Raw genomic sequence first — 24,057 nt, 5'->3', positions numbered from 1 at the left:
ACGTACTCCTCCTCATGATCTCCGACCGAATCTTTGCGACTTTATCGTTAAGGGATTGCGCGCCTTGTCGTAAAGTCAACATCCCGGTAGTACATGTCCTGAACGAGCAGGTTCGGACCGCAGCATCCCGCCGCGGGACAATGGCAATTAATCGCTTGCTGCATCGGGTGTTCCCGCCACTTGGCGAACACGTCGTCCAGCTTCTCGCTGCGGATGTTGCCAAACGGCGGCACCGAAGCGAAGTCGGTCACGTAGACGTCGCCGCTGAACAGATTCACGTTCACTCGGTTGCGGCCGTCCGGGTCGTTGCGCACGGTCACGTTCGTTTCCTCTCTTAACCTGGCGACGATGCCGCGCTCTTCTTCGTTCTCGCTGCAGGCGAAAAAGGGAAGCGTGCCGAACAGCATCCATACGTCGGGATGGCGAACGTCGAGCAGCGTGCGCACCGCCTCCAGCATCTGCTGCCGGGAAATGGCCGGCAAGGAGGAGGCGAACGAGCTCGGGTACATCGGATGCACCTCATGGCGCCAACAGCCCATCTCGACGATGAGCCGATGAATGTCCGCGATGCGCTCGTGCGTGCGGTAGTTGATCATCGATTCCGCAGATACGAGCAATCCGCCTTCGGAGAGCCGTCTGGCGTTGTCGATCATTCTCTCGTACAGCTTGGACGTCGCCTCCGGCCGAACGGTGCGTCCGGTACGGGCGAAGCCGACCCGATGGAAATCTTCCGCTTGCGTATAATTAAAAGATATGTGCATGACGTCCAAATAAGGCGCGATCAGCTCGTACCTTTCGAAATCCATCGTCACGTTGGAGTTGAGCTGCGTGCGGATACCGCGTTCGCGGGCGTACTTCAATACGGGCAGCAGCACGTTCTTGACCGTCTCCAGGCGAAACGTCGGTTCTCCCCCGGTCATGCTGATCGTCTCCAGGTGCCGCACTTCGTCCAACCTGCGGAACAGAAGATCGAGCGGCAGATGGGGCGCTTCGGTCATCGTTAAGCTGTCCCCTACGGCGCAATGCTCGCACCTCATGTTGCACAGATGGGTAACCGTCAGTTCCACGCTCGTCAGCTCGTGTCTTCCGTATCGCTGCAGGGAGCGGATCGGGTCCCAAGGGTCGTAAGCGGGAGATAATACGGGCCAGTCGGAAGGCGCGGCGAATGGCGCCGCCTTCGCCGGCCGGGATAAAGCTTGCTGCATCGTTCATGCTCCTGTCGTTCTTTGCGTTATTTTTATTGTAATGGTCGGAGCCGATAAAAACAAACCTGTCATGGCTGGAAGGACAAAACAAGCCGCCCTGCGCGCGGGTTCGTCCGCGTTCGGGGCAGCCTTGTATCGGTTTATGCGGGCATCGTGTTCATTTCTCCCGCGTTTATCTCGATTTTGGAGATCAGGACGTTCAGATGCTTGGACAGATCCATATCGAACGGCGTCTTCAGCTCGATGCCTTCCTCATCCGTCAGCACTCGAATAATCGGACGATGGGCGCACGTCGAATTGATATCGCAGACGACCGCGCTCTGTCCCGTGTTCAGCTTGACCGAGAGTCCGATCGGGTAGATGGCCACCTTGTCACGAAACAGCTGCAGCTTGGACACGTCGTACAGCGTCCCGCTTCCCGAATACAAGACTTCGACCGCCTGATGCGGAAGCATCGCGTCGCGATAAACCCGGTGGCTCGTCATCGCGTCATAGGAATCGACGATTCCGATCCATTTGGCATAATCGTGAATTTCGTCGCCTTTGATTCCTCTCGGGTAGCCGGATCCGTTCAGCCTCTCATGATGCTGATATGCGCAGTGAGCGGCCAGAATCGGAATATTCGGCTCGTCCTTGAGCAAGTAAAACCCTCGCTCCGTATGCCGCTTCATCTCGTCGAACTCGTAGGCCGACAGAGCTCCCGGCTTGAGCAGCACCTGCATCGAGATTTGGGTTTTGCCCACGTCGTGAAGCAGCGCGCCGATCCCGAGCGTCACGAGCTCGTCGTGACTGTAGCCGCTCGCCATGCCGAGCAAAGTCGTATACACGCATACGTTCATGGAATGCATGTACAAATAGTGATCGACCGTATGCAGATTCATCAGCATGATCATCGCGTCCTTATTGCCGCTTAAATCGTCCATGATCAGCTGCATCACTTCTTTCATCTTGCGCCCGACGTAGGGGTAAGTGCCCGATTTGCTTCTCCCGGAAGCATTGCCGAAGTCCTGAAACACCGAGCGTATCGTCTGCAGCGTTCGCCTCTGCGTCTCGTCGCTGAGCAGTTCGGGAACGGACAAGTCGTCCGTTCGGGAATCTTGAATGTACACAAAACTGATCCCGCATTCTCCCAATCGCCGGATTAGTTTGGAAGTGAGCTCGACGCCTTCGGCCAGCAGCACGATGCCGTCATCGGAATAGATTCGCTTCGCCAGTCTCATTCCCGGCCGACATAGAGAAATCGGCATCATGCGCATTTCGTAATCTTCCTCCTTCGGGGACGAAATCAGGCCAACAGGCAAAAGTTCCCTTATGATTACATCGGAATTCGACTTCGTTTATTGAATAGCCTTTCGATGAGAAATTTGTTTATTCTTCATGATTCGACATTATTCTACCTATCCACGCTATGCAGTTACCGCATGACGAACAAATAAAACAAAGCGGCCAACGCAAAACGGTACCAGGCGAAATACTTTAATTTGAACTTCTGGAGCGCCTTCAGAAAGGCGACAACGACGAGCCAGGCGACGAGAAACGATACGATAAAGCCGGTAAGCAGAAACCCGACGTCGATGCCGCCGGAACGGAAGTTGTCGATGTTGCTGAGCAGCTCGTATCCGGTCGCCGCCGTCATGATCGGAATGGCGATGAAGAAGCTGAAGTCCGCCGAGGCCCGATAGCTGACCCCGCCGAGCATGCCGGCCGCGATCGTCGATCCGGACCGGGAGAAGCCCGGCCATACGGCCGACACGCATTGGAACACGCCGATCAGCAGAGCCTGCTTGTACGAAATGTCGTCCATCGTCTCCGCCGTTCTCTTGATTTTACCCGAATCGTACAGCGCTTCGGACACCCACATGTAGATCCCGCCGACGACGAGCGCCCATAGGACGGGAGCGGCGTGAAATCCGATTTCCTTGATCGTGTCCCGGAACAGATACGCCACGCCGAGCGGCGGCACGATGCCGAGGGCGACGTGGATCAGATTCAGCCTGCGCTTCGGGAAGGCGTCCACGGACAGCCCGCGAACCGACTGCGCCTTGCCCAAGCCGAATATCTGCAGGATTCTGTCCCGGTAGACGAGCGCGATAGCCAGAATCGCCGCGAATTGAATGACGATCTCGAATGTCTTAAGCTGTTCGGGGGCTTCCTCGTATCCGAGAAGCTTGTTCGTCAGAATCATGTGACCGGTCGAGGATACCGGCAGAAACTCCGTCAAGCCTTCCACAATGCCCAGAATGATGGAATCGAACCAATGCAGCATCTCCGTTTTCACTCCCCCAAACTAAGGTTCCTTGCGGACTGCAAAGCCAAGGGCGCGCCGGGAGCCGTCAGGGCGCGTCGGAATACCTCCATCTCGGCTCCTTGGAACGCGCGATCATTCCGTCGTCGTTAAGCGAACGGGTCAGGACGTCGCGAATGAACTCCGGCAAGTAGTAGCGAATCTCCCGGCCTTCCTTCAATCCGATGTATCCGACTCCGAAGGTGAACATGTCCAGCGTTCCTACGGTGTACTCCCTATGTACGTCCAGGCTTGCTCCGCCTATCGCGGCCTCCTTGACGCGCTGGTAAGGAGGGCGGGACATATCCGCCGCAACCTCCAGGCCGTCCAGACATAACGTGCCGAGCACCTTTCCCCGGAACCCGAAGCCGCGAATTTCCAGGTCCTGAAATTCGGGCAGCAGACTCTCTTCCAGCGTCTTCAGAATAAGGCTTCCGGGCAGACGCATCATGCAAGGATTGATCGGAGACGGGCAGATGGCGTGAATCGTCTCTTCGGTGACGTCGCCCGCAGGCAGGCCCTCCAGCAGTTGGCCCGCATTCACGAGTGCGATGTCCGCGCCCGTCATCGCCCGTATCGCCGCGGACAGCAGCGTCGGAAGCGGCGATTCGCGGTCGTGGCGCCATTCGAGCGGCTCGCTGAGGCTAGCGATTTTGCGTCCCATCCTGAGCTTGGCCTGCTCGCGATACATCGAGATCAACCGCTGGACGCCCTCGCTGGGAGCCATGTCATCGGTCGGGATGCTGCCCCCGGACACCTTGACCAGCTTGCGGTCCGCGCCGAACTCGAGCTGCAGATGACCGACGTACGCGCCGAACTTGCCCGCGGCGCATATCGCGGTATCCCCTTCGATCAGGGGCACTTCCAGCAAGTGATGGGTGTGGCCCCCGAGAATAAGATCGACGCCCGGAACGGCGGCGGCGATCCTCTCGTCGCTGCGCAAGCCAAGATGGGAGAGCAGGATGATGACGTCGGCTTCCGGCCTTAGCTTGGCGACTTCGGCTCTCAGCACGGCGGTCGGATCTCCCGCATCCCAGCCGAGCAGTTCGTAATACTCGTTGAACGGGACCGTCGCCCCGATCAGGCCGATGCGCAGTCCCGATCTCTCCAACATCAAGGAAGGGATCATCCACGCCGGCGGACTCTCCGTCGCGGTCAGCGTCATGTTCGCGCATACGAACGGGACGGACATGCCGCCGAAGATGCGCTCCAGTTCGTCCGGCGTGTAGCTGAGTCCTTCGTTGTTGCCGAGCATGACCGCGTCGTAACCGATCCGCTCCATGACGGCCCGATTGACGGCGGCCGTCGTTCCTTCCGTCTCCATGCGCGCGCGATCCAGGAAATCTCCGCTGTCGAGAACGATCAGCGCGTTCGGATCGGTGCGTCCGCGAACTTCCTCGATGTATCCGGCAATCCGGGAGGTCTCTTCGAAATGGCTGTGCAAATCATTCGTATGCAGCAACGTCAGCGTTACATTCCTAGTCATCGGACGCTCTCCTAACCGCCGATTTGCGACATCCGGCGCTCCGTCGGCTCGTGGCTCAGCGGAGTGCCGGCCAGCACGGCGGCCATCTCGTGATTTTCCGGCTTGACGTCCATCGCCTTCAGGAACAGCCTCTCCATCGCCTCGGGGGACCCGAGCGCGGGCCTGACGCTCAATTCGTCCATCCAGTACAGGCAAGGCTTGATATGGCCGTCGGCGGTCAGCCGCAGCCGGTTGCAGCTTTTGCAGAAATGCTCGCTGATCGGGTGGATCAGTCCGAACGATCCGACTCCCCCGGCGATCCGCCAGTTTTCCGACGGTCCGCTGCCCTGCGGCCCTTCCTCTTGCTGAAGAACGTAGCCGAGCCGACGGGCTTCTTCGAGGACCGCCGACAGCGGAAGATAGTGGCTGCGCCATCCGGCGTCGTCGTGTCCGATCGGCATATATTCGATGAAGCGGACGTGGATCGGTCTCTCCATGGACAGCTTCAGAAAGCGCCCGATCTCGTCTTCGTTGACGCCTTTCAGCAGCACGCAGTTCAGCTTGATCGGCCCGAGTCCGGCCTCCACCGCCGCCTCGATGCCTTCCCAGACCCGCTTCAGCTCCCCGCGGCGGGCGATGAATTTGAAACGAACGTCGTCCATCGTATCCAGGCTGATGTTAACCCGCTTAAGCCCGGCTTCCTTAAGCTTGAACGCTTGCTGCTTGAGCAGCAGCCCGTTCGTCGTCAAGGAAATGTCGTCGACCCCGGGCAGGGCCGCGATGCCGGCGATCAGTTGTTCCAAGCCCGGACGGACGAGAGGCTCGCCTCCGGTAATTCTGAATTTGCGCATGCCGAGCCTGACGGCCGCCGCGGCAACCTCGACGATCTGCGAATAGGACAGCAGACGGTCTTGTTCCATGAACTTCATGCCTTCTTCCGGCATGCAATACAGGCAGCGCAGGTTGCAACGGTCGGTCACGGATATTCGCAAATAAGTGTGCTTCCTCCCGAATCTGTCTATCAATTCCGCCACTGCCGATCTCTCCCTCCGCCAATCCTTTGTGTGTCCCTCTAGCATAACATTTTCACATGGGATATGGTATGCTTGGGAAACGAATGTTATTGCCCGCATGAAGGAGAAATCGACGATGAACCCTGCATGGAATATCCAGTTATTCGCCGGTCTGGCGGAAAGATTAGGCGCGCGCTCGCTGCAGACGGACTGGGAGGAAGAGGCGCTGACCGCCGGTCAAGTCAAGCTGCGTCTAGCCGAGCTTTACCCGGAGCACGGGGAGCTGCTGTCCGTCTGTTTTCTCGCGTGCAACCAGGCCTACGCCCACGATTCCGCCGCCGTCAAAAGAAGCGACGAGCTCGCGCTGCTGCCCCCGGTCTCCGGAGGCTTGTCCGAGGACGATAACGCCGCCGTTGCCGATTCCGGCTTGCCCAGATACAGCGTCACAGACCGTCCGCTCGACGTCGAACAGACGCTGGCCGCCGTCTACCACCCGGATCACGGAGCCGCCATCGCCTTCGTCGGGACGACGCGCGAATGGACCGCGGGCAAACGGACGGTCACGCTCGAATACGAGGCTTACGAACCGATGGCCGTCGCCTCGCTGGCTTCGATTGGAGACGAGATATCCGTCCGCTGGCCGAGCACGCTTACCGCAATCGCCCACCGGATCGGGACGGTCGGCATCGGCGAGATCAGCGTCGTCATCGCCGTCTCTTCGGCGCACCGGGCCGACGCCTACGAGGCGAGCCGATATGCGATCGAACGGCTGAAGCAGGTCGTGCCCATCTGGAAAAAGGAAATTTACGACGACGGCACCGAGTGGAAAGGGCACCAGCTCGGTCCTTGGAACCCGCTGGCCGCACCGGGGGAGCCGGAGGGAGCGGGACGATGACGGACGCCGGATTGGACGCCCGCTACGCTCGGCAAGCCCGCTTCTCCGGGATCGGAGCGGAGGGCCAGCGGCGGCTGCTTCGCTCCCGGGCCGCGATCGTCGGCGTCGGCGCGCTCGGCTGCGCGATCGCCAACCATCTGGCTCGCGCCGGCGTCGGCAGCCTGACGCTGATCGACCGCGACATCGTCGACCGCACCAATCTGCAGCGCCAGATGCTGTTCGACGAGGCGGACGCCGCCGCCGGAACGCCGAAAGCGGTCGCGGCCGCGGCAAGGCTCTCCGCCGTGAACGGCGGCATCTCGATCACGCCTCACGTCGCGGATTTGAACGCCTTTAACGCCGAGCGCTTGCTGGAAGGCGCGGACATCGTGCTGGACGGCACGGATAACTTCGGGACGCGGTATTTGATCAACGAATATGGCGTCAAGAACGGCATTCCGTGGGTGTACGGAGGAGCGGTCGGCGCGTCCGGCATGTCGCTCACCGTCGTTCCGGGAACGACGCCCTGCCTTCGCTGCCTGTTTCCTTCGACGCCTCCTGGAGGCTCGCTGGACACGTGCGAGACGGCCGGCGTGCTCGCCCCGATCGTGGATACGATCGCCTCCGTGCAGGCGATGGAAACGCTCAAGCTGCTGGCCGGCCGCGAAGATGCCTTGCACGGCTCGCTGCTGCAGATCGATCTGTGGCATAGCCAGTGGCAGTCTCTCTCCGTCGGCGGAGCGCGCAATCCGGACTGCCCGGTATGCGGGCAGCGCCGGTTCGAAGCGCTTGACGGAGACGCCGGAGACGAAGCGATGACCGTCTCGCTATGCGGACGAAGCACCGTGCAGGTCATGCCCGGAAGGCCGATGACGCTCGACCTGAAAGCTCTGGAGCCTCGTCTGGCCAGAGCGGGCAGCGCCGAATTGACTCCCTATTCGCTGAGACTGCAGTTGCCGGGCGGCATCGCGTTCGTGCTGTTCGACGACGGGCGCGCCCTCGTCATCGGAACGGAAGAAGCCCAGACTGCCCGGCGCGTGTACGCCGAGCTTCTGGGCGAATAAGCCGCGGCGGCGCCCTCCAGCGCTGCCGCGGCTTTCTTTAGTCCGTCCATTCCTCCACCGAGATTTCGCGAAGCAGCCTGGCGTGCTCGGCCGGGCTGACGTCTCCCGTCGTCTCGGAGAGCGCGTTGGCGCTGCCCGCAGCCGCGGCGTACCGCAGGCAGTCCTCGACCGGCCAGCCTCTGACGTGGCCGTACGCGTACCCGGCGACGAACGAATCGCCGCTGCCGACCGTGTTGACCGGTTCGAGCTTCGGGATGCGGACGCGGTAGATGCGCCCGCCCGCTCCGGCAACGGCCCCTTCCGGCCCCAGCGTCGCCGCCGCAATCGGAATGCCTTGCGCCATCAGCTTGCGGATGCCTTCGCGCAGATCGGCGCCTCCCGCATCCGGGAGCAGCGACACGATCTCGTCCTCGTTCGGCTTGATGAACGTCGGCAAGGCCGACACTCCGCGCACGAGCGATTCACCGCTCGTATCGAGGAAGACGTCCGCTCCCGCGCTGCGAGACAGGGCGATCAGATCGGCATACAGCCCCGGATCAGCCCCTCTCGGCAAGCTCCCGGAGAAAACCACGAGCGCCGATTCCTCGCTCAACCCTCGCAGCTTGAGCTTGAAGCGCTCAATCTCCTCCACGCCGACCTCCGGTCCCGGCTCCAGTACTTCCGTGGACGAGCCGTCGCGGCCGTCGATGAAGTTCAGGCACAGGCGCGACTCTCCGGAGATGTCGATGAATTCCGAACGGATGCCGGCTTCCTTCACCCGGCTCGTAATGAACTGCCCGTTATAGCCGCCCGCAAAGCCGGTCGCCGCCACTTCGCCATGGCCGAGCTGCTGCAGCACCCGGGCCACGTTCAGCCCTTTGCCCCCCGCCGTGGACACGACTTTGCCGGCGCGCGACACTTTGCCTTTGTCGAAGGACGGCACGTAATACGTCTTGTCGATCGCCGCGTTTAACGTGACGGTCGTTATCATCGTTCGCGCATTTGCTTTCGCGTTCGTCACCGCTATGCCCCCGCTTCGCTTACGCCTTGCCGATCGAGCCGCACAGGCGCATCTTCTCGATCGCAGCCGCCTTCAGCGCCTGCTTCGCCGGCACCATGTATTTCCGCGGGTCGTTCTCTTCGGGATTTCTCGCGAACACTTCCTTGATCGCGTCGGAAAATACGATGCGCAGCTCGGTCGCGACGTTCATCTTGGACATGCCGAGCGAGACGGCCCGCTTCACCTGATCCTCGGGGATGCCGGAGCCTCCGTGGAGCACGAGGGGAACGGATACTTTGGCGGCGATGCGTCCGATGCGGTCGAAGTCGATGTTCGGATCGCCCTTGTAGATGCCGTGCGCCGTGCCGATTGCCGGAGCGAGCGTGTGCACGCCCGTCAGCTCGACGAACTTGGCGCACTCGTCCGGATCGGCCAGCAGCGCGTCGCGCTCGTCGACGACGATGTCGTCCTCGACGCCGCCGACCCGGCCCAGCTCGGCCTCGACGTTAACGCCTACCGCGGAAGCCGCTTCGACGACTTTGCGGGTTTGCTCGACGTTTTTCTCGAACGGGTCATGAGAGGCGTCGATCATAACCGACGTGTATCCCGCCCGGATACATTGCATGATGGTGCCGAAGTCCGAGCAGTGGTCGAGATGAAGCGCGATCGGAACGGAGCTGCGGTTAGCCGCGACCGTAGCCGCCGCCGCGATGTAGTCGGGTCCCAGGTGCTTTACCGTTCCTACGGTCGACTGGATAATGAGCGGGGATCTTGTCTCCTCCGCCGCTTCGACGACCGCCTGCAGCATTTCCAATGTATGGACGTTAAACGCCCCGATGCAATATCCGCCTTCCTTTGCCGCTTGCAGCAGCGGCGTCGACGATACAAGTGCCATGGTGAGTTCCTCCGATTTTGGTCAAGTCTGTGAGTCTATGAGTCTATAAATCGATTCCGTTCCGTCTTCCGTCAAGCCCCGTTCCGATGCGCGGCATACAGCGAGCTGCCGATAATTCCCGCATCGTCGTTGTGCTCCGCCGTCACGACCTTCAGCCCTTCGCGGAAATCCGGCAGCAGCAGCCGGTACAGCTCCTCTCGAAGAGGCGCCATTAACCGTTCGCCGGCCAAGGCTCCGCCGCCGCCGACCACGATCACGTCCGGGCTGAGCACCAGCGCCGCCGCGGCCAGAGCGCGGCCGTTCAGCTTGCCGGCGCGAACGATGATGTCCGCGGCAAGCTCATCTCCCGCATCCATCGCCTTGGATAGATCCGCCGCGGTAAGCTGCTCCAGCGCTTCGCCCGGAAACCATTCGTTCAGCAAGCTTTCCCGGCCTTCACGCAGCGCCTTCTTCGCCTGCCGAACCAAGCCGGACGCTGAAGCAACCGTCTCCAGACAGCCGCTGAGCCCGCAAGCGCAATCTTCTTCGACTCCGTCCATGCGGACGTGGCCGAGTTCTCCTGCCAGCGCTTTATGCCCGTAGTACAACTCGCCGCCGTTCACGATGGCCGCGGCGATGCCGGTGCCGATCGTAATGCCCAGCACGTGTTCGTAGCCCTGTCCGGCTCCCGCGACCGCTTCTCCGTAAATGTACATCCGGACGTCGTTGTCGATGAACACCGGCAGGCCAATCTGTTCTCCGAGCAGGCCGGCAACCGGAATATCGCGCCACTTTAAGTTCCCGGCAAACTTGGATACCCCGGCCAGCGGGTCTACGAGCCCGGGAATTCCCACTCCGACGCTCGTAACCCGAATGCCGGCTCCCAGCTCCTCGCGAATCTGCGCGACCATCTCCGCGATTCTTCCGAGCACGGCTTCATGGCCGGCATGCGCCTCCGTCGGACGCTTGAGCTTGCGCAGCACCTTGCCGGCTTCGTCCGTCGCTCCGCATACGATATTCGTACCGCCTACGTCCACGCCGATCGTGACGTTCATGTCCGATCTCCCTCTCTTCCAGAATCCGAATCGTCCTCTGCGGCATACAGCTTAACTCCTGCCAGCGCCGCTCCTTCTTCCGAGGTTTCGTCAGGTCTCTTATCGGTGATGCAAGCGTGGAGCTCTTGCAGCCCGGCCACATGGAAGAGCGAAGATTTGCCGACTTTCGTATGATCGAACACGGCAATCGTCAGCTTCGACCGCTGAATCAGCAGGTTGGCGATGTTCGCCTCCAGCTCGGAGTAGGTGCTGACACCCTGCCCCGTTACGCCGTCGACGCCCATGAACATCTTATGGATGTTCAGCGCCTTCACCGTCTGCTCCGCCAGCGGTCCGCACAGCTCGAAGCTGCGATTGCGAAGCACGCCGCCGGTCAGCACGATCTGCAGATCCTCGCAATCGGCAAGCTCCATCGCGATGTTGACCGCATTGGTGACGACGGTAATGTTGCGCCGCTTCTTCAGCGCCTTCGCGATCAGGAACGTCGTCGTTCCCCCCGTGAGGCCGATGACGTCGCCCTCTTCGACGAGGGAAGCGGCCAGATTGGCGATCGCTTCCTTCTCCCGGTACGAAGCATGCTGCTTCTCGCGGAAAGGCACTTCGCGAATTAACCCGCTCGCCGCGTACTTCGCTCCGCCGCCCATCGTCCGGATCACCTTGCCCGCCTTCTCGAGATCGTCGAGGTCGCGCCTGGCCGTCGCTTCCGAGCAATCGAAATTGTCCGTCATCTCTTGAAGAGTAATGCTGCCGTATCTTTCGAGATAGGCGAGCACTTGCTCTTGCCTCTCGGATTTGTTGCGCGTCATGGGCCGGCTCCTTTGTCGAATCAAATTTTGACGACTTGCGTCAAGTTTCTCGGATGGTCGGGATCGACGCCCCGCTTCATCGCCGTGTAGAATCCGAGATACTGAAGCAGCGGCAGGTAGAGCACCGCGCGCGCCTCGTCGGACAGCGAGCCGCCGCCAAGCTCGAACACCGCGTCGGCAAAGTCTGTATCGTCGCCTTTGGAGGTTGTCACGAGCAGCACGAACGCGCCGTAGGCTTTCATTTCTTCCGCGACTTTCAGTTCATAGGAACGGGCTTGCTCCGAGACGAGCAGACAGACGAGCGTTCCCGGTTCGACGACCGACTTCGGCCCGTGGCGGAATTCCAGCGTTCCATAGCTTTCGGTCCAGACGTAGGACATTTCCTTCAGCTTGAGGCACACTTCCTGCGCCAGGCCGAAATACGCCCCCATCCCCAAGTAAATGTATTTGTTGAAGTCGTTCGCTTCGACCAACTGTTCGGCAAACTCGCGTCCCCGCTCGACGACATCCCCTTGCAAATCCAGCACCGCTTCCATCTCCGACGGCTGCGCCCCGCCCGCAGCGAGCGCAATCGCGGCTTGCATCATATACGTCATGCTGCTGAACGATTTGGTCATGACCGTGCTTTGTTCCTTGCCCAGAGGGGATACGAGACATTCCGTCATCCGGCCGAGCCGGCTGTCCTCGTAGCACGTAATGCCGCAAGTCGTCCAGTTCGGCAAATCCTTCACCGAATCGAGCGCCAGAATGACCTCGGACGACTCTCCCGAACGGGATACGCCGACGAGCAGCACCTTCCGGCTGCGTGCGACGGATTGGTCGCGGAACAGAAAGATGTCCGAGGAAGGCAGCGCGCTCGCGCTCCGTCCCAGCCACAGCTTATAGGTGGAAGCCATCACCTGCGCTTGATAATAGGAAGAACCTGAACCGATAAACACGACTTCGTCGTACGCCGCGTTGCCGATATGCGTCTGCGTCCATTTCTCCTGTTTCTTCAATTGCTCCCAAGCGGCCTTCAAGGCTTCCGCCTGTCCGCCGATCTCAGGTAACGTCAGCTTGCCTCTCGTCATTAAGATCCTCTCCCATTCCTATTCGTCCTGTACAATGCTATTATATTGCATTCAATATGAAAATTTCAATCATTATTATGACGGAATATTTCATTTTTCAGTTACCAAATTTTATCTCAACTAGTTATTGCAAGAAAACGCTTTACTTGATAGCATAGATATCAAAGAGGTTAGCGAATTTCCTCGATTACTCGAGGTTCCTGTCGAGGTGCGAGATGCGAGTACACATTACGGATGTACGATCAGGAGATCGATTATCGGAGGACATCTTTAACGCTTACGGCTTGCATGTCCTCTCCAAAGGCACGTCGCTGAACGAAAAGGAAATTTCACGGATTTTCCAGCATCAGATCGACTACGTCGACATCGAATGGCGTTCCGGCACCGCCGGTTCTTCTGCAGTTGAACCGAAGGAAGCAGTCGCCGCGCCGGGGTATAATCCCCTGCTACGCCCCCTGTATCATGACGCGGTCGCCGGAGCCGAGCAATTGTTCGAGAAAGCGCTTGTAGAAGGACGGATTTACGAGGACGACGTCAAGGAGAGCTTCCAGCCCCTCGTCGAGAATTTTCGTTCGGAGCGTGATGTCGTATCTCTGCTCCTCATGCTGAACACCCAGGACGACTATACGTATCAGCACTCCGTTCAGGTCGGCATGCTGAGCTATTACATCGCGCGCTGGATAGGCTGGAGCGAAGAAGAGACGGTAAGAGCGGGCAAAGCCGGCTTCCTGCACGACGTCGGCAAATGCCGAATCGCCGAGGTGATCTTGAACAAACCTGCCCGGCTCAACGATGAAGAGTACAAAGAAATCCAGAATCATCCCAAATACGGATACGAGATTTTGACCCGTTCCTTCAACGACGAGGCGGTCGCCTTGGCCGCTCTTCAGCATCATGAACGCATCGACGGCACGGGTTATCCGCAAGGTCTGGCAGGCGAACAGATTCATCCGATGGCCCGGATCGTAGCGGTCGCCGACGTCTACAGCGCGATGATCTCTTCGCGGGTATACAGCGAGAAGAAGGACTTGCTGTTCGTACTGCGCGAGCTTTACGATCTCAGCTTCAAGGAGCTGGATCCTGATTTTACGCACACGTTTATCCGGCATATGCTTCCTAACTTTATCGGCAAACGGGTCGAGCTGTCGAACGGACAGTTCGGAACGATCGTCATGACGAATCCGACGGACTTCTTCCGCCCTCTCGTGCAGGCCGACGAGGAGTTCCTCGACCTGTCCGTCGTCAGAGACATCTCCATCCTTCACGTGCAAATGTAAAAAAGGCGCTTGCGATCCTCGTCACGGGGATGCAAGCGCCTCTTTTTTGTCGCAGCGACTATGAATAACGTTTCGCGTACAAATAGGTGTCTTTCCAGTACGGTTTGTCGATAGGGGTAACCTGGACGCCGTCCTCCGGCTTCGGACTCGCGTGAATCATGTTGCCGTTCCCCATGTAAATGCCCACGTGTCCGACCGTTTCGTTGCTCTTGAAGCGCCCGGGCACGTAGAAGAACATTAAGTCCCCTGCCTTGAGATTGTCCCGCGACACGAATGTGCCTTGCTCGGCCTGCGCTCTCGCCACCCGGGGCAGGTCGATGCCGAAGCGGTCGAATACGTACTGCGTGAAGGACGAGCAGTCGAACGTTTTGGATTGCGTATACGGCGCCGTGCCGAACACGTATTTGACGCCCAGATACTTTTTGGCGAATTCCAGCAGCGATGCGGCTTCGCCCCCCGCCACCGACATTTTCGGCCCTGAAGGCAGCTCTTGAGCGAAGTCTGCGCTCTGCCCCGTGATTCCCGATTCGTTAGGCGACGGCTTGGGGAAAAAGGCTACCTCATTCTCCTGGATATGAAACACGGTCACGTCTCCGATTAAGTTCTGAAGGGCCGTAACCGGCACGAACAGCTCGTTCCCTTCTTTCAGCGCCGGCGCGGGCATACGGGTTTGGCGTCCGGCAATCGTGACGTTGCTGTCCCCGGCTCGGAATATCCACACCGGGTCATGATCGCCCATTCCGTACGTGCCGTCCGGCAACCATTGCGCAGTGTATCCCGTCGCCTGGCCGATCGCTCCGAGCGAGACGTAGCTCGCGTTTTGAATCGTCCGAACCGGAACGATGTGCCGCCCTTCCTCCAACACGGCTTCCGACTGCCCGCTCTGTATTTTCACCGGCGCCTGATCCCGCTTGAGATTCATCGTGTCCCCGGGATTTCCCGCGCAGCCGGCCGCCAGCAGCAGTGCCAGCAAGATCGTTGATTTGTTGCCCAATTTCATCGTCTCAAGCCGCCTTCCCCTTAAGAAGTTCATTCCTCCATAGGATGACGTAGCGGTCTTGCGATTATGCTTCCACCAACAAAAAACGACCCCGCCGGCGATAATCAAGCGGGATCGTGAAAGGTGCTTTCTAGAAACGTCCGGCTTGGCCGGCAAGCTGCTGCTCGGCAATTTGCACCAAGCGACGAGTGATATTGCCGCCGATGCGGCCGGTATCCTTCGTCAGCATGTCTCCGTGATAACCGTCGCGGGAAAATTGGATGCCCAGCTCTTGCGCGACCTCATACTTCAATTGGTCCAGAGCGGCGCGCGCTTGCGGAGTTGCGAGCTGGTTGCTGCTGCGATTGTTCGCCATGTTTTTCTCACCTCCATCATTTACCACGTATTATGCTTCGCGCTCATAAGATCTATGCATGAATGGAAGTTTGAGTTTCTCATGCCACCGATCGCCTAGTGCATTATCTATACGAATCGTATATCATTAGTGATAGATCAGCTGGCAGCTTATCGTTCCCGGCTTTTCTTCATAACCTTTTTACTCCTTGGAGTCGCGGCAAGTGACTCCTTTTTTCGTTTTGAATTTTGCGACGAAGGTGGTTGCGCCGTTATGTTCCTCCCCCCCATGCTGCCGGTTGCGCATTCGCATCCGTTCGACGACGAACGTTACATATTCGAGCCGCTGATCGACGGCCATCGCTTGCTTCTATCTATGGAAAACGGAATCGTGCGGCTGTATACCCGCCACGGTCACGACATTACCTCCCGTTATCCGGAGCTTCATCCGGTACCTATAACGGATAATTCCGACGTCGTGCTGGACGGAGAGGTTTACTGCATCGATCCCGCGACCGGGAGAATCGACCCCGATGGGATGTTAGACAGGTTCAGCCTGACGAAGCCGATGAGCATCCGGGAAGCTTCCGTTGGCAATCCGGTGCGTTACAGCGTATTCGATATTTTGCGTTATCGGGGCAGAGACGTTCGTATGCTCGCGTTGAGCGAGCGTAAAAAGCTGTTGGGAGAAGTTCTGGAAGGCAATCGCTGTATTTCCCCGGCAATAGAGGTAGAGTATTCGGGAATGGCTTTGTTCGAGGCGTTAAGAAGAAACGGGGTAAGGGGAATCGTGGCCAAGCGGCGAACGAGCGCCTACGTCGGGCGCAGAGACGACAGCTGGCTCAAAATTCGCGACTACGACTACGCCGTCGTGCAGATCGCGGGCTATCGCAAAAACCAGTTTGGCTGGCTCGTTCGACATCGGGACCGGATCGCCGGCTTGCTGGAGCACGGCGTCCCTTCCGCGCACAAGAACGCGTTCCTCGGCGTATGCAGCAAACTGTCGACGCACGAAGACCGGGACTTCGTCTACGTCGAACCCGCCATCCAGGCTCGCGTGCGCCATCAGCTGTGGACGCGTGACGGCCTGCTTCGAAAGCCCGAGTTTGTGGAGTTTGTGGTGTGAGAAGCTCGTGAGGGACGGGCTTACTCGGCGAACGGAGGTGGGATGGGAAACAAAGGCAGCCCTATCGTCTCCTTTCTCCCTTTCCGTCAGATCTCCCCAGCATCACACCTACCTTTCATCCCTTTTGCCGATATCCCCTCCGTTCAGTTCACGCTCCCGTTGCCTCCGCTATTTCCCCTTTTTGTCGCTATCCCTTTCGGTCAGTGCATGCCATATTTGTCCTACCGCTTTTCGCCCCTTTTTACCGCTATCCCTTTGAGTCAGTTGGGAGTCACGTCCTGTCGTTCGCGTTTTGCATCAAATTCCTAACTTTTAGTCTCAATTTGAATCATTTGGATACCTAAAAATCTGTTTAATGCTGATTCACAGCCGTGAGGATGATCAACTGATTAAATGGGATAGCTTATCGCTAAACGCTAAACCCGATTTCTGAGCCTTGGGGATACAGACAAATGGAGGACAGGTCGATCTCGCAGGAGGCGTACGAACAACCTGATTGAACGGGATACCGGCAAAAGAACGAAAAAGGCAATGCCGTACACATTCAGAATGTGGCGCAGAAGAGCTGAGTGGACGGGATACCGGCAAAAGAGACAGAGAACCGCCTTCTGGTTAGCTTCATGGACTGTAGTTTTCTGTAGCAATTGTATTGGGCTACCGGGCGCTCAGCAGCCTATATCTCAGAATATTTGGTTCTCGAACTGTCGCCAATTTGAGGATGGCTCAAAAAGTCACGTTTAGTTTCGAATTTTCGGAAGCGTAACAGTTATTGCGTTCATTGAAGCACGTATTAATACGTGTTAGAATAAATCCAAGAGATGAGAGGATGAGGAGCTATTCTTCTCGGGAAGTCATCAAGATGCTGAAAGACGCCGGGTGGTACTGGGTGAAAACGGTCGGCGATCACTGGCAGTTCAAACACCCGAACATCAAAGCCAAAGTTACAGTGGTTCATCCGGTCAAAGATGTCGCGGTGCACATCCTGAAGGACATCGAGAAGAAGTCAGGGCTGAAATTCTAGCCTGGACCTTCCTCACTAAGTGCCGCTCTCCCTGTGAGTGCGTGGACTGAACCGGCAATCCGCAAAAACACATCGCATCCCTTGACGGATGCGCGGAAAGGATAGGGATCAATGAAAAAAGAATACTGCTTCCCTGCCGTTCTGGATTTCACTGGAAGGCACATCGCGATTACGTTCCCCGATCTGGATGAAGCGCTGTCCCAAGCGGATTCGGTTGAGCAGGCCTTGCAACGCGCCTCTGATGTGCTGCGCCTGACACTGGAAAGCCGCATGGACGATAACGAGCCCATTCCGACGCCGACGCCGCTACAGCTTATTGAACTGGCTGCCGGCCAGCGTACAATCCTTGTCACCTGCTCGTTGAACGAGAAAATCAAGTACGACAAAAAAACGCTGACCCTCCCCCACGATCTGAACGTAGCAGCCGAAGCTGCCGGCATCAACTTCTCGCAGATTCTACAGCGAGCGTTGCGTGAGGAATTGGAACAACAGTAAGTCTAGAAGCGATGAGTAAGCCACACGGAGGATACTTTCTCTTTGCCCAGTCCTCTTGTAGTGTTTTATACTTTCTGATATTCGAACAGAAAGGGCGAAAATGGGAAATCCCATTTTCGCCCTTTCTGCATTGGTCCGACGGCAGTAACTTAACCGATGGAACCCTCCATCTCGAACTTGATCAAGCGGTTCATCTCGACCGCGTACTCCATCGGCAGTTCCTTCGTGAACGGCTCGATGAAGCCCATGACGATCATCTGCGTCGCGTCGGCTTCGGACAGGCCGCGGCTCATCAGGTAGAAGAGCTGGTCCTCGGACACCTTGGAGACGGTCGCTTCGTGCTCAAGCGTAATGTTGTCGTTCATGATCTCGTTGTACGGAATCGTATCGCTCGTCGATTGGTTGTCGAGGATGAGCGTGTCGCACTTGATGTTCGACTTCGCGCCTTCGGCGTTGCGTCCGAAGGAAGCCAGACCGCGGTAAGTGACCTTGCCGCCGTGCTTGGAGATCGACTTGGAGACGATCGTCGAGCTCGTGTCCGGAGCGAGGTGGATCATTTTCGCGCCTGCGTCCTGGTGCTGGCCTTTGCCTGCAACCGCGATCGAGAGCACCATGCCCTTCGCGCCGCGGCCTTTCAGGATAACCGCAGGATATTTCATCGTCAGCTTGGAGCCGATGTTGCCGTCGACCCATTCCATCGTCGCGTTCTCTTCGGCGACCGCGCGCTTCGTGACGAGATTGTAGATGTTCGGCGCCCAGTTCTGGATCGTCGTATAGCGGACGCGAGCGTCCTTCCTCGCGATGATCTCGACGACCGCGCTGTGCAGCGAGTTCGTGCTGTAGACCGGAGCCGTACAGCCTTCGACATAGTGAACGGAGCTGCCTTCGTCGGCGATGATCAGCGTGCGTTCGAATTGGCCCATGTTCTCGGAGTTGATCCGGAAGTAGGCTTGCAGCGGAACGGTGCACTGTACGCCTTTAGGGACGTAGATGAAGCTGCCGCCGGACCATACCGCGCTGTTCAGCGCCGCGAACTTGTTGTCCGCAGGCGGAACGACCGTGCCGAAATACTCCTTGAAAATTTCCGGATGCTCGCGCAGGGCGGAATCGGTGTCCATGAAAATGACGCCTTGCTTCTCGAGCTCCTCCTGCATGCTGTGGTAGACAACCTCGGATTCGTACTGCGCCGACACGCCCGCCAGGAACTTCTGCTCCGCTTCCGGAATGCCCAGCTTGTCGAACGTAGCCTTGATCTCCTCGGGTACTTCTTCCCACGTCTTGCCTTGCTTCTCGGACGGCTTGACGTAATACTGGATGTCTTCGAAATCCAGATCGTCCATGTTGCCGCCCCAAGTCGGCATTTCCATCTTGCGGAACTGTTCCAGCGACTTCAGACGAAATTTCAGCATCCATTCCGGCTCGCCCTTCATCTCCGAAATCGTGCGAACGATTTCTTCGGTCAGTCCTTTGCCGGATTGGAATATCGCTTTATGCTCGTCGCGGAACCCGTATTTATATTCGTCCAAATCGGGCATTTGCTTCGCCATTGCCGATCAACCTCCTCGTTTATTGTTCGATGCCTTCGTGTTTGCCGCTGCCGTGCTCCACGCCTTTGCGCAAGGCGTTCCAGGCCAGCGTCGCGCACTTGATTCTAGCCGGGAATTTGTTAACGCCGGACAGCGCCTCGACGTCTTCGTAATCTTCGAATTGAACGTCCTCGCCCTTCATCAGCGCGGAAAATTTATCCGCGAGCGCCAGCGCCTCTTCGCTCGTCTTGCCCATAACCGCTTCAGTCATCATCGAAGCCGACGACATGCTGATCGAGCAGCCTTCGCCCGTGAACTTCACATTGCGGACGACGCCGTCTTCGAGCTGAAGCTGCAGGGAAATCCGGTCGCCGCACGTCGGATTGTTCAGGTTGACGGTAACGGAACCGTCCTCCAGCTCTCCCCGGTTGCGCGGCGTTTTATAGTGATCCATGATGACGCGGCGGTACAAATCATCCAATTGACTCATAACCGAAAAACTCCTTTGTCTTAACCAGAGACTCGGCCAGCCGGTCGATATCTTGTTCGGTGTTGTACAGGTAGAAGCTGGCCCGGGCCGTCGCGCTGACCTTCAGCCACCGCATCAGCGGCTGGCAGCAGTGATGCCCGGCGCGCACGGCGATGCCTTCGGTGTCGAGCACCGTCGCGACGTCGTGCGGGTGCACGTCTCCCAGGTTAAAGGTGACGAGTCCGGCGCGCTGATCGGCCGGCGGACCGTAGATCGTCACGCCGTCGATCGACGACAGCCGATCCATCGCGTAACGTACGAGCTTATGCTCGTGCGCCTCGATATTGTCCAAGCCGACCTGCTCCAGGAAGTCGATCGCCGCGCCGAGCCCGACGGCTCCGGCGATGATCGGCGTGCCGCCTTCGAACTTCCACGGCAGCTCCTTCCAGGTCGAATCGTGCAGCTCGACGAAGTCGATCATCTCGCCGCCGAATTCGATCGGCTCCATTCTCTCCAGCAGCTGCGCCTTCCCGTATAATGCCCCGATTCCGGTCGGAGCGCACATCTTGTGCCCGGAGAAAGCATAGAAGTCGACGTCGAGCGCCTGCACGTCGACCTTCATGTGCGGCGTGCTCTGCGCCCCGTCGACGACGATGATCGCACCCTTGCGGTGCGCGATCTTCGCGATCTCCGAGATCGGGTTGATCGTGCCGAGCACGTTGGACACGTAGGTGATGGCGACGATTTTCGTCCGTTCCGTCACCGCCGCTTCCACGTCCTCCAGCGTAACCGTGCCGTTCGGCTGAAGAGGAATGTACTTCAGCGTCGCTCCCGTCGCCTTGGCGGCCTGCTGCCAAGGGATCAGGTTGCTGTGATGCTCCATCGGCGTAATGACGATCTCGTCGCCCTCTCGCAGCGTCTGACGGGCATAGCCGGAGGCAACGAGATTCAGAGCGGTCGTCGTACCGCGGGTGAAAATAATTTGCCTCGAAGCCGGAGCGTTGAGGAAGCGGGCGACTTTCTCCCGGGCTCCCTCGTAAGCGTCCGTCGCGCGCGAGCCGAGCGTATGCACGCCGCGGTGCACGTTGGCGTTATCCCATTCGTAGTAACGTTTGACCGCTTCGATGACCGAGCGGGGCTTCTGCGTCGTCGCCCCGTTATCCAGGTATACGAGCGGATGTCCGTTAATATCCTGTTGGAGAATCGGAAATTCCGACTTCAATGCGATCGGGTCCATAATTAGCCCAGCTTTCTTTCAAGGATGCGGTGCAGTTGCTCGCGCAGTCCTTCCAGCGGAATCTCGGATACGACCGGGTCGAGGAAGCCATGAATGATCAGCCTCTCCGCTTCGCTGCGGGTAATTCCGCGGGACATCAAATAATAAATTTGCTCGGCGTTCACTTGGCCTACGCTGGCCGCGTGTCCGGCTTTGACGTCGTCCTCGTCGATCAGCAGGATCGGGTTGGCGTCTCCGCGGGCTTTCGGGCTCAGCATGAGCACTCTCTCGGTCTGCTGGCCGTTCGCCTTCGTGGCGCCGTGCTCGATCTTCGTAATGCCGTTGATGATCGCCGTCGATTCTTCCTTCATAACCGCGCGGGTAATCATGTCGCTCTCGCTCGAACGGCCGAAGTGAACGGCTTGCGTCGTGAGACTCATGCGCTGGCTGCCCGTTCCGACGGAAATGATTTTCGAATCGGACGTCGATCCGTTGCCTTTAAGCACCGACTTCGTATCGGTAACGGCGTTGCCGTTGTGCAGGTCGCCGACGATCCACTCGATGCGCGAGTCGTTGTCCAGCACCGCGCGGCGGTAAGCGAAATCGATCGCGCTTCCGTCCATATGATGAACGGCCGCATACTGCACGAACGCTCCGGCTTTCGCGAACACTTCCACGGCGCTGTTGTGCAGCAGCGTGGACGTCGTCTCGCCAAGCTTGGAAGCGACTTGCTCCACGAACGATACGCGGCTGTGCTTATCCGCGATGACGAGAACGTGAGGCATGAACGTAGCCGTCGCGTCATCCGCGAACAGCAGCGCCTGAATCGGCTCCTCGATCACGACTTCGCTAGGGACGTACAGGAATACACCGCCGTTCCAGAGCGCCGCGTGCACGGCGGACAGCTTGTGCTCATCCTTCGTATAAGCGGTCATGAAATGTTGACGGAACAGCTCCTCGTGATTGCGAGCGGCGTCTTCCAGACTCGTCAGAATGACGCCCTTCGCCTTCAATTCGTCGGATAGCTGCGTGTAGATGACGGAAGAGTTATGCTGAACGATCAGGGTTCCGCTCTTCTCTTCCGGAAGCAGCGCGGCAATCGGGGCGGGCAAATCCGCCGCGGAAGCCGCCGCCTGCCCAGGGCGGTTCACTCCGTAATGGTCCAGTGTCCAGCGCGTCAGGGGAAGCTTCTCCGGCTTCGGCAACGGAAGCTCCGTCGCCAGCTGTCCGGCTTCTTCGCGCACGGCGACGAGCCAGGCCGGCTCGTTCTTGCTGCGCGCGATTGCGGCGGCCGCTTCCCGGCCGAAAGAAGTTATGGGTGTACTCATCGCTGCCTGCCTCCTTAAGCTTGGCCGACGGTCTCGTCGACGATGCCCAATTCTTCTTTTACCCAATCGTAGCCTTCCGCTTCCAGACGCTGAGCCAGCTCCGGTCCGCCGGACTTCACGATGCGGCCTTGCATCATAACGTGAACGAAGTCGGGCGTAATATAGTTCAACAGGCGTTGATAGTGAGTGATAATCAGAAATCCGCGGTCTTCCGCGCGCATCGCGTTCACGCCCTCGGCCACGATCCGCAGCGCGTCGATGTCGAGACCGGAGTCGATCTCATCAAGAATGACCAGCTTCGGATCGAGCAGCATCATCTGCAGAATCTCGTTGCGCTTCTTCTCGCCGCCGGAGAAGCCTTCGTTCAGATAGCGGTGCATGAACTCCGGATTCATCTCCAACTCTTTCATCTTCGCTTCCATCTGACGCACGAACTTGATCAGGGAAATCTCGTTGCCTTCTTCGCGGCGGGCGTTGATCGCGCTGCGCAGGAAGTCGGCGTTCGTGACGCCCGTAATCTCGCTCGGATACTGCATCGCGAGGAACATGCCGGCGCGCGCGCGCTCGTCGACGCCCATCTCCAGCACGTCTTCGCCGTTCAGCGTAACGGCTCCTTCGGTTACTTCGTATTTCGGATGGCCCATCAATGCCGATGCAAGCGTACTTTTGCCTGTACCGTTAGGACCCATGATCGCGTGCACTTCGCCGCCGTTAATCTTCAGATCGATTCCTTTCAAAATCTCTTTGCCCTCTATGGACGACTTCAGACCTTGAATTTCAAATTGAGTAGACATTCTTCTAACCCTCCAAGTTTCTATGAGGACTTATTCTCTTTTGGAATAAATCCTTGTTTATAATTATTTTAATTTGATTCTCAGTGATTCTCAATAACAATTTTATGAAAGATACGTCAAAAAAGCAAACCGTTCTTCGTCCCGATCGGAAACGAACGACGGTTTGCCCGCAATATCAACGATGTATGCGATTTCTCACTTCTTCCGATTGCCGTCGGAATTGCTCGTCGTCCAGCACCGGAGTCAGCGGCGAGCCGCTCAAATCTTGCAGTTCGATCCAGGATTTGCATCCGCCGTATTCGTCTCGCATCGGAATCGTCCGAGGCTCGTTCAGCCGGTAGACTCGCAGGACAAGCACGTGCAGCGGCTTCGTTTTTTTCCACCGCAATCGCTCCTCCGCGTAATCCTCCGTCCAAATATGCAAACCTTCCAGCCGCTTCAACGTCTCCGCGTCCGTCACTTCCAAGTCCTCCGCAACCTCCGCGAACGAGGTGACCGTCACGAATCCCGGCGTCAACGCCGCTTCCGCTTGCGTCTGCTCTACGCCTCCGGCGGCTTCCGGAATCACCAAATTCGGGCGCTGGTGCTCGAAAGACGGGAACAGATAAAACCTTGGGCTTTCCAGCCGGAACTCCTTCGTCTCCTCGGCGATGCCGCCCTTGCGCAGCACGATGACCTGCCTGCCTTCCTCCAGCGCCTTGACGGCGACGGCCCATTCTCTCAATGCGATCGTCGTTTCCATTGCGTTGCTTCCCTCTCCTCTGTGCCCTAACGATTTCTTCA

The 24,057-nt window shown here is 58.4% G+C and carries 24 protein-coding genes; 6 read left to right on the top strand and 18 right to left on the bottom strand.

Translation table 11 applies throughout. The features are described from left to right. Positions 1 to 47: 47 nt before the first annotated feature. From yfkAB to moaA, 5 genes are all read right to left on the bottom strand, one after another. Positions 48 to 1,205, bottom strand: coding sequence for a radical SAM/CxCxxxxC motif protein YfkAB (gene yfkAB / locus B0G52_RS23415; protein ID WP_094047819.1), 1,158 nt, complete (start codon positions 1,203 to 1,205; stop codon positions 48 to 50). A gap of 140 nt (positions 1,206 to 1,345) precedes the next feature. Beyond that, positions 1,346 to 2,461 carry an HD-GYP domain-containing protein gene (locus B0G52_RS23410; protein ID WP_094047818.1) on the bottom strand — a complete coding sequence of 372 codons (1,116 nt, stop codon included), beginning with the start codon at positions 2,459 to 2,461 and terminating at the stop codon, positions 1,346 to 1,348. 158 nt (positions 2,462 to 2,619) lie between these two features. Continuing rightward, the gene (locus B0G52_RS23405; protein WP_143762622.1) at positions 2,620 to 3,471 is read right to left on the bottom strand and encodes an undecaprenyl-diphosphate phosphatase; all 852 of its coding nucleotides are present in this window, start codon (positions 3,469 to 3,471) and stop codon (positions 2,620 to 2,622) included. Positions 3,472 to 3,538: 67 nt separating this feature from the next. Then, positions 3,539 to 4,975 carry a bifunctional metallophosphatase/5'-nucleotidase gene (locus B0G52_RS23400; protein ID WP_233162963.1) on the bottom strand — a complete coding sequence of 479 codons (1,437 nt, stop codon included), beginning with the start codon at positions 4,973 to 4,975 and terminating at the stop codon, positions 3,539 to 3,541. A gap of 11 nt (positions 4,976 to 4,986) precedes the next feature. Next, positions 4,987 to 5,988, bottom strand: a complete 1,002-nt coding sequence (moaA, locus tag B0G52_RS23395; protein ID WP_198960712.1) for a GTP 3',8-cyclase MoaA — start codon at positions 5,986 to 5,988, stop codon at positions 4,987 to 4,989. A gap of 115 nt (positions 5,989 to 6,103) precedes the next feature. Here moaA and B0G52_RS23390 point away from each other — a divergent pair, with 115 nt between their 5' ends. Together B0G52_RS23390 and B0G52_RS23385 are read left to right on the top strand one after the other, a co-directional pair. Next, positions 6,104 to 6,862, top strand: coding sequence for a molybdenum cofactor biosynthesis protein (locus B0G52_RS23390; protein WP_094047816.1), 759 nt, complete (start codon positions 6,104 to 6,106; stop codon positions 6,860 to 6,862). Then, positions 6,859 to 7,905 carry a ThiF family adenylyltransferase gene (locus B0G52_RS23385; protein WP_233162961.1) on the top strand — a complete coding sequence of 349 codons (1,047 nt, stop codon included), beginning with the start codon at positions 6,859 to 6,861 and terminating at the stop codon, positions 7,903 to 7,905. The genes B0G52_RS23390 and B0G52_RS23385 overlap by 4 nt, the downstream gene beginning before the upstream one ends. A 37-nt stretch (positions 7,906 to 7,942) precedes the next feature. Here the strand turns inward: B0G52_RS23385 and B0G52_RS23380 are convergent, their stop codons facing one another. The 5 genes from B0G52_RS23380 to B0G52_RS23360 all read right to left on the bottom strand — a co-directional run bounded on the left by B0G52_RS23380 (position 7,943) and on the right by B0G52_RS23360 (position 12,689). After that, the gene (locus B0G52_RS23380; protein WP_233162959.1) at positions 7,943 to 8,905 is read right to left on the bottom strand and encodes a 1-phosphofructokinase family hexose kinase; all 963 of its coding nucleotides are present in this window, start codon (positions 8,903 to 8,905) and stop codon (positions 7,943 to 7,945) included. A gap of 19 nt (positions 8,906 to 8,924) precedes the next feature. Continuing rightward, positions 8,925 to 9,779: a class II fructose-1,6-bisphosphate aldolase gene (fba, locus tag B0G52_RS23375; protein WP_094047815.1), complete on the bottom strand. Its 855-nt coding sequence runs from the start codon at positions 9,777 to 9,779 to the stop codon at positions 8,925 to 8,927. A 71-nt stretch (positions 9,780 to 9,850) separates the two neighbouring features. After that, entirely contained in the window at positions 9,851 to 10,813 is a 963-nt protein-coding gene (locus tag B0G52_RS23370) for an ROK family protein (RefSeq protein ID WP_094047814.1), read from the bottom strand. Next, positions 10,810 to 11,619 (bottom strand): DeoR/GlpR family DNA-binding transcription regulator, encoded by an 810-nt coding sequence (locus tag B0G52_RS23365; protein WP_094047813.1) that lies wholly within the window; start codon positions 11,617 to 11,619, stop codon positions 10,810 to 10,812. The genes B0G52_RS23370 and B0G52_RS23365 overlap by 4 nt, the downstream gene beginning before the upstream one ends. A 20-nt stretch (positions 11,620 to 11,639) precedes the next feature. Further along, positions 11,640 to 12,689, bottom strand: coding sequence for an SIS domain-containing protein (locus B0G52_RS23360; protein WP_198960711.1), 1,050 nt, complete (start codon positions 12,687 to 12,689; stop codon positions 11,640 to 11,642). 215 nt (positions 12,690 to 12,904) lie between these two features. On the opposite strand from B0G52_RS23360, the gene B0G52_RS23355 reads away from it, so the two are divergent. Beyond that, complete coding sequence (locus B0G52_RS23355) at positions 12,905 to 13,966, top strand: HD-GYP domain-containing protein (protein WP_094047811.1); 1,062 nt, start codon at positions 12,905 to 12,907, stop codon at positions 13,964 to 13,966. A 58-nt stretch (positions 13,967 to 14,024) separates the two neighbouring features. Here B0G52_RS23355 and B0G52_RS36280 read toward each other — a convergent pair whose 3' ends face one another. After that, positions 14,025 to 14,966 (bottom strand): C40 family peptidase, encoded by a 942-nt coding sequence (locus B0G52_RS36280; protein WP_233162957.1) that lies wholly within the window; start codon positions 14,964 to 14,966, stop codon positions 14,025 to 14,027. 130 nt (positions 14,967 to 15,096) lie between these two features. Next, a complete protein-coding gene (locus tag B0G52_RS23345) occupies positions 15,097 to 15,321 on the bottom strand; it encodes an alpha/beta-type small acid-soluble spore protein (protein ID WP_094047809.1) in 225 nt (74 codons plus the stop codon). A 252-nt stretch (positions 15,322 to 15,573) separates the two neighbouring features. Here B0G52_RS23345 and B0G52_RS23340 point away from each other — a divergent pair, with 252 nt between their 5' ends. From B0G52_RS23340 to B0G52_RS23330, 3 genes are all read left to right on the top strand, one after another. Then, positions 15,574 to 16,425 carry an ATP-dependent DNA ligase gene (locus B0G52_RS23340; protein WP_094047808.1) on the top strand — a complete coding sequence of 284 codons (852 nt, stop codon included), beginning with the start codon at positions 15,574 to 15,576 and terminating at the stop codon, positions 16,423 to 16,425. Positions 16,426 to 17,251: 826 nt separating this feature from the next. Further along, positions 17,252 to 17,446 (top strand): type II toxin-antitoxin system HicA family toxin, encoded by a 195-nt coding sequence (locus B0G52_RS23335; RefSeq protein WP_094047807.1) that lies wholly within the window; start codon positions 17,252 to 17,254, stop codon positions 17,444 to 17,446. A gap of 111 nt (positions 17,447 to 17,557) precedes the next feature. Continuing rightward, positions 17,558 to 17,941 (top strand): type II toxin-antitoxin system HicB family antitoxin, encoded by a 384-nt coding sequence (locus B0G52_RS23330; protein ID WP_094047806.1) that lies wholly within the window; start codon positions 17,558 to 17,560, stop codon positions 17,939 to 17,941. A 149-nt stretch (positions 17,942 to 18,090) separates the two neighbouring features. Here B0G52_RS23330 and sufB read toward each other — a convergent pair whose 3' ends face one another. The 6 genes from sufB to B0G52_RS23300 form a co-directional block, all read right to left on the bottom strand. After that, the gene (gene sufB / locus B0G52_RS23325; protein ID WP_094047805.1) at positions 18,091 to 19,488 is read right to left on the bottom strand and encodes a Fe-S cluster assembly protein SufB; all 1,398 of its coding nucleotides are present in this window, start codon (positions 19,486 to 19,488) and stop codon (positions 18,091 to 18,093) included. Between the two features lie 19 nt (positions 19,489 to 19,507). Beyond that, positions 19,508 to 19,957, bottom strand: coding sequence for a Fe-S cluster assembly sulfur transfer protein SufU (sufU, locus tag B0G52_RS23320; protein ID WP_094047804.1), 450 nt, complete (start codon positions 19,955 to 19,957; stop codon positions 19,508 to 19,510). Further along, a complete protein-coding gene (locus tag B0G52_RS23315) occupies positions 19,941 to 21,173 on the bottom strand; it encodes a cysteine desulfurase (RefSeq protein WP_094047803.1) in 1,233 nt (410 codons plus the stop codon). Before B0G52_RS23315 ends, sufU begins: the two co-directional genes overlap by 17 nt. Before the next feature lie 2 nt (positions 21,174 to 21,175). Continuing rightward, positions 21,176 to 22,480 carry a Fe-S cluster assembly protein SufD gene (gene sufD / locus B0G52_RS23310; protein WP_094047802.1) on the bottom strand — a complete coding sequence of 435 codons (1,305 nt, stop codon included), beginning with the start codon at positions 22,478 to 22,480 and terminating at the stop codon, positions 21,176 to 21,178. Between the two features lie 14 nt (positions 22,481 to 22,494). Beyond that, positions 22,495 to 23,274, bottom strand: coding sequence for a Fe-S cluster assembly ATPase SufC (gene sufC, locus B0G52_RS23305; RefSeq protein WP_094047801.1), 780 nt, complete (start codon positions 23,272 to 23,274; stop codon positions 22,495 to 22,497). Positions 23,275 to 23,449: 175 nt separating this feature from the next. Next, positions 23,450 to 24,016: a DUF1802 family protein gene (locus B0G52_RS23300; RefSeq protein WP_094047800.1), complete on the bottom strand. Its 567-nt coding sequence runs from the start codon at positions 24,014 to 24,016 to the stop codon at positions 23,450 to 23,452. Positions 24,017 to 24,057: the final 41 nt, after the last annotated feature.

It is taken from the genome of Cohnella sp. SGD-V74 (genome assembly GCF_003001675.1).
Classification (GTDB): Bacteria; Bacillota; Bacilli; order Paenibacillales; family Paenibacillaceae; genus Cohnella.
This window is presented reverse-complemented; position numbering and strand designations above follow the sequence as displayed.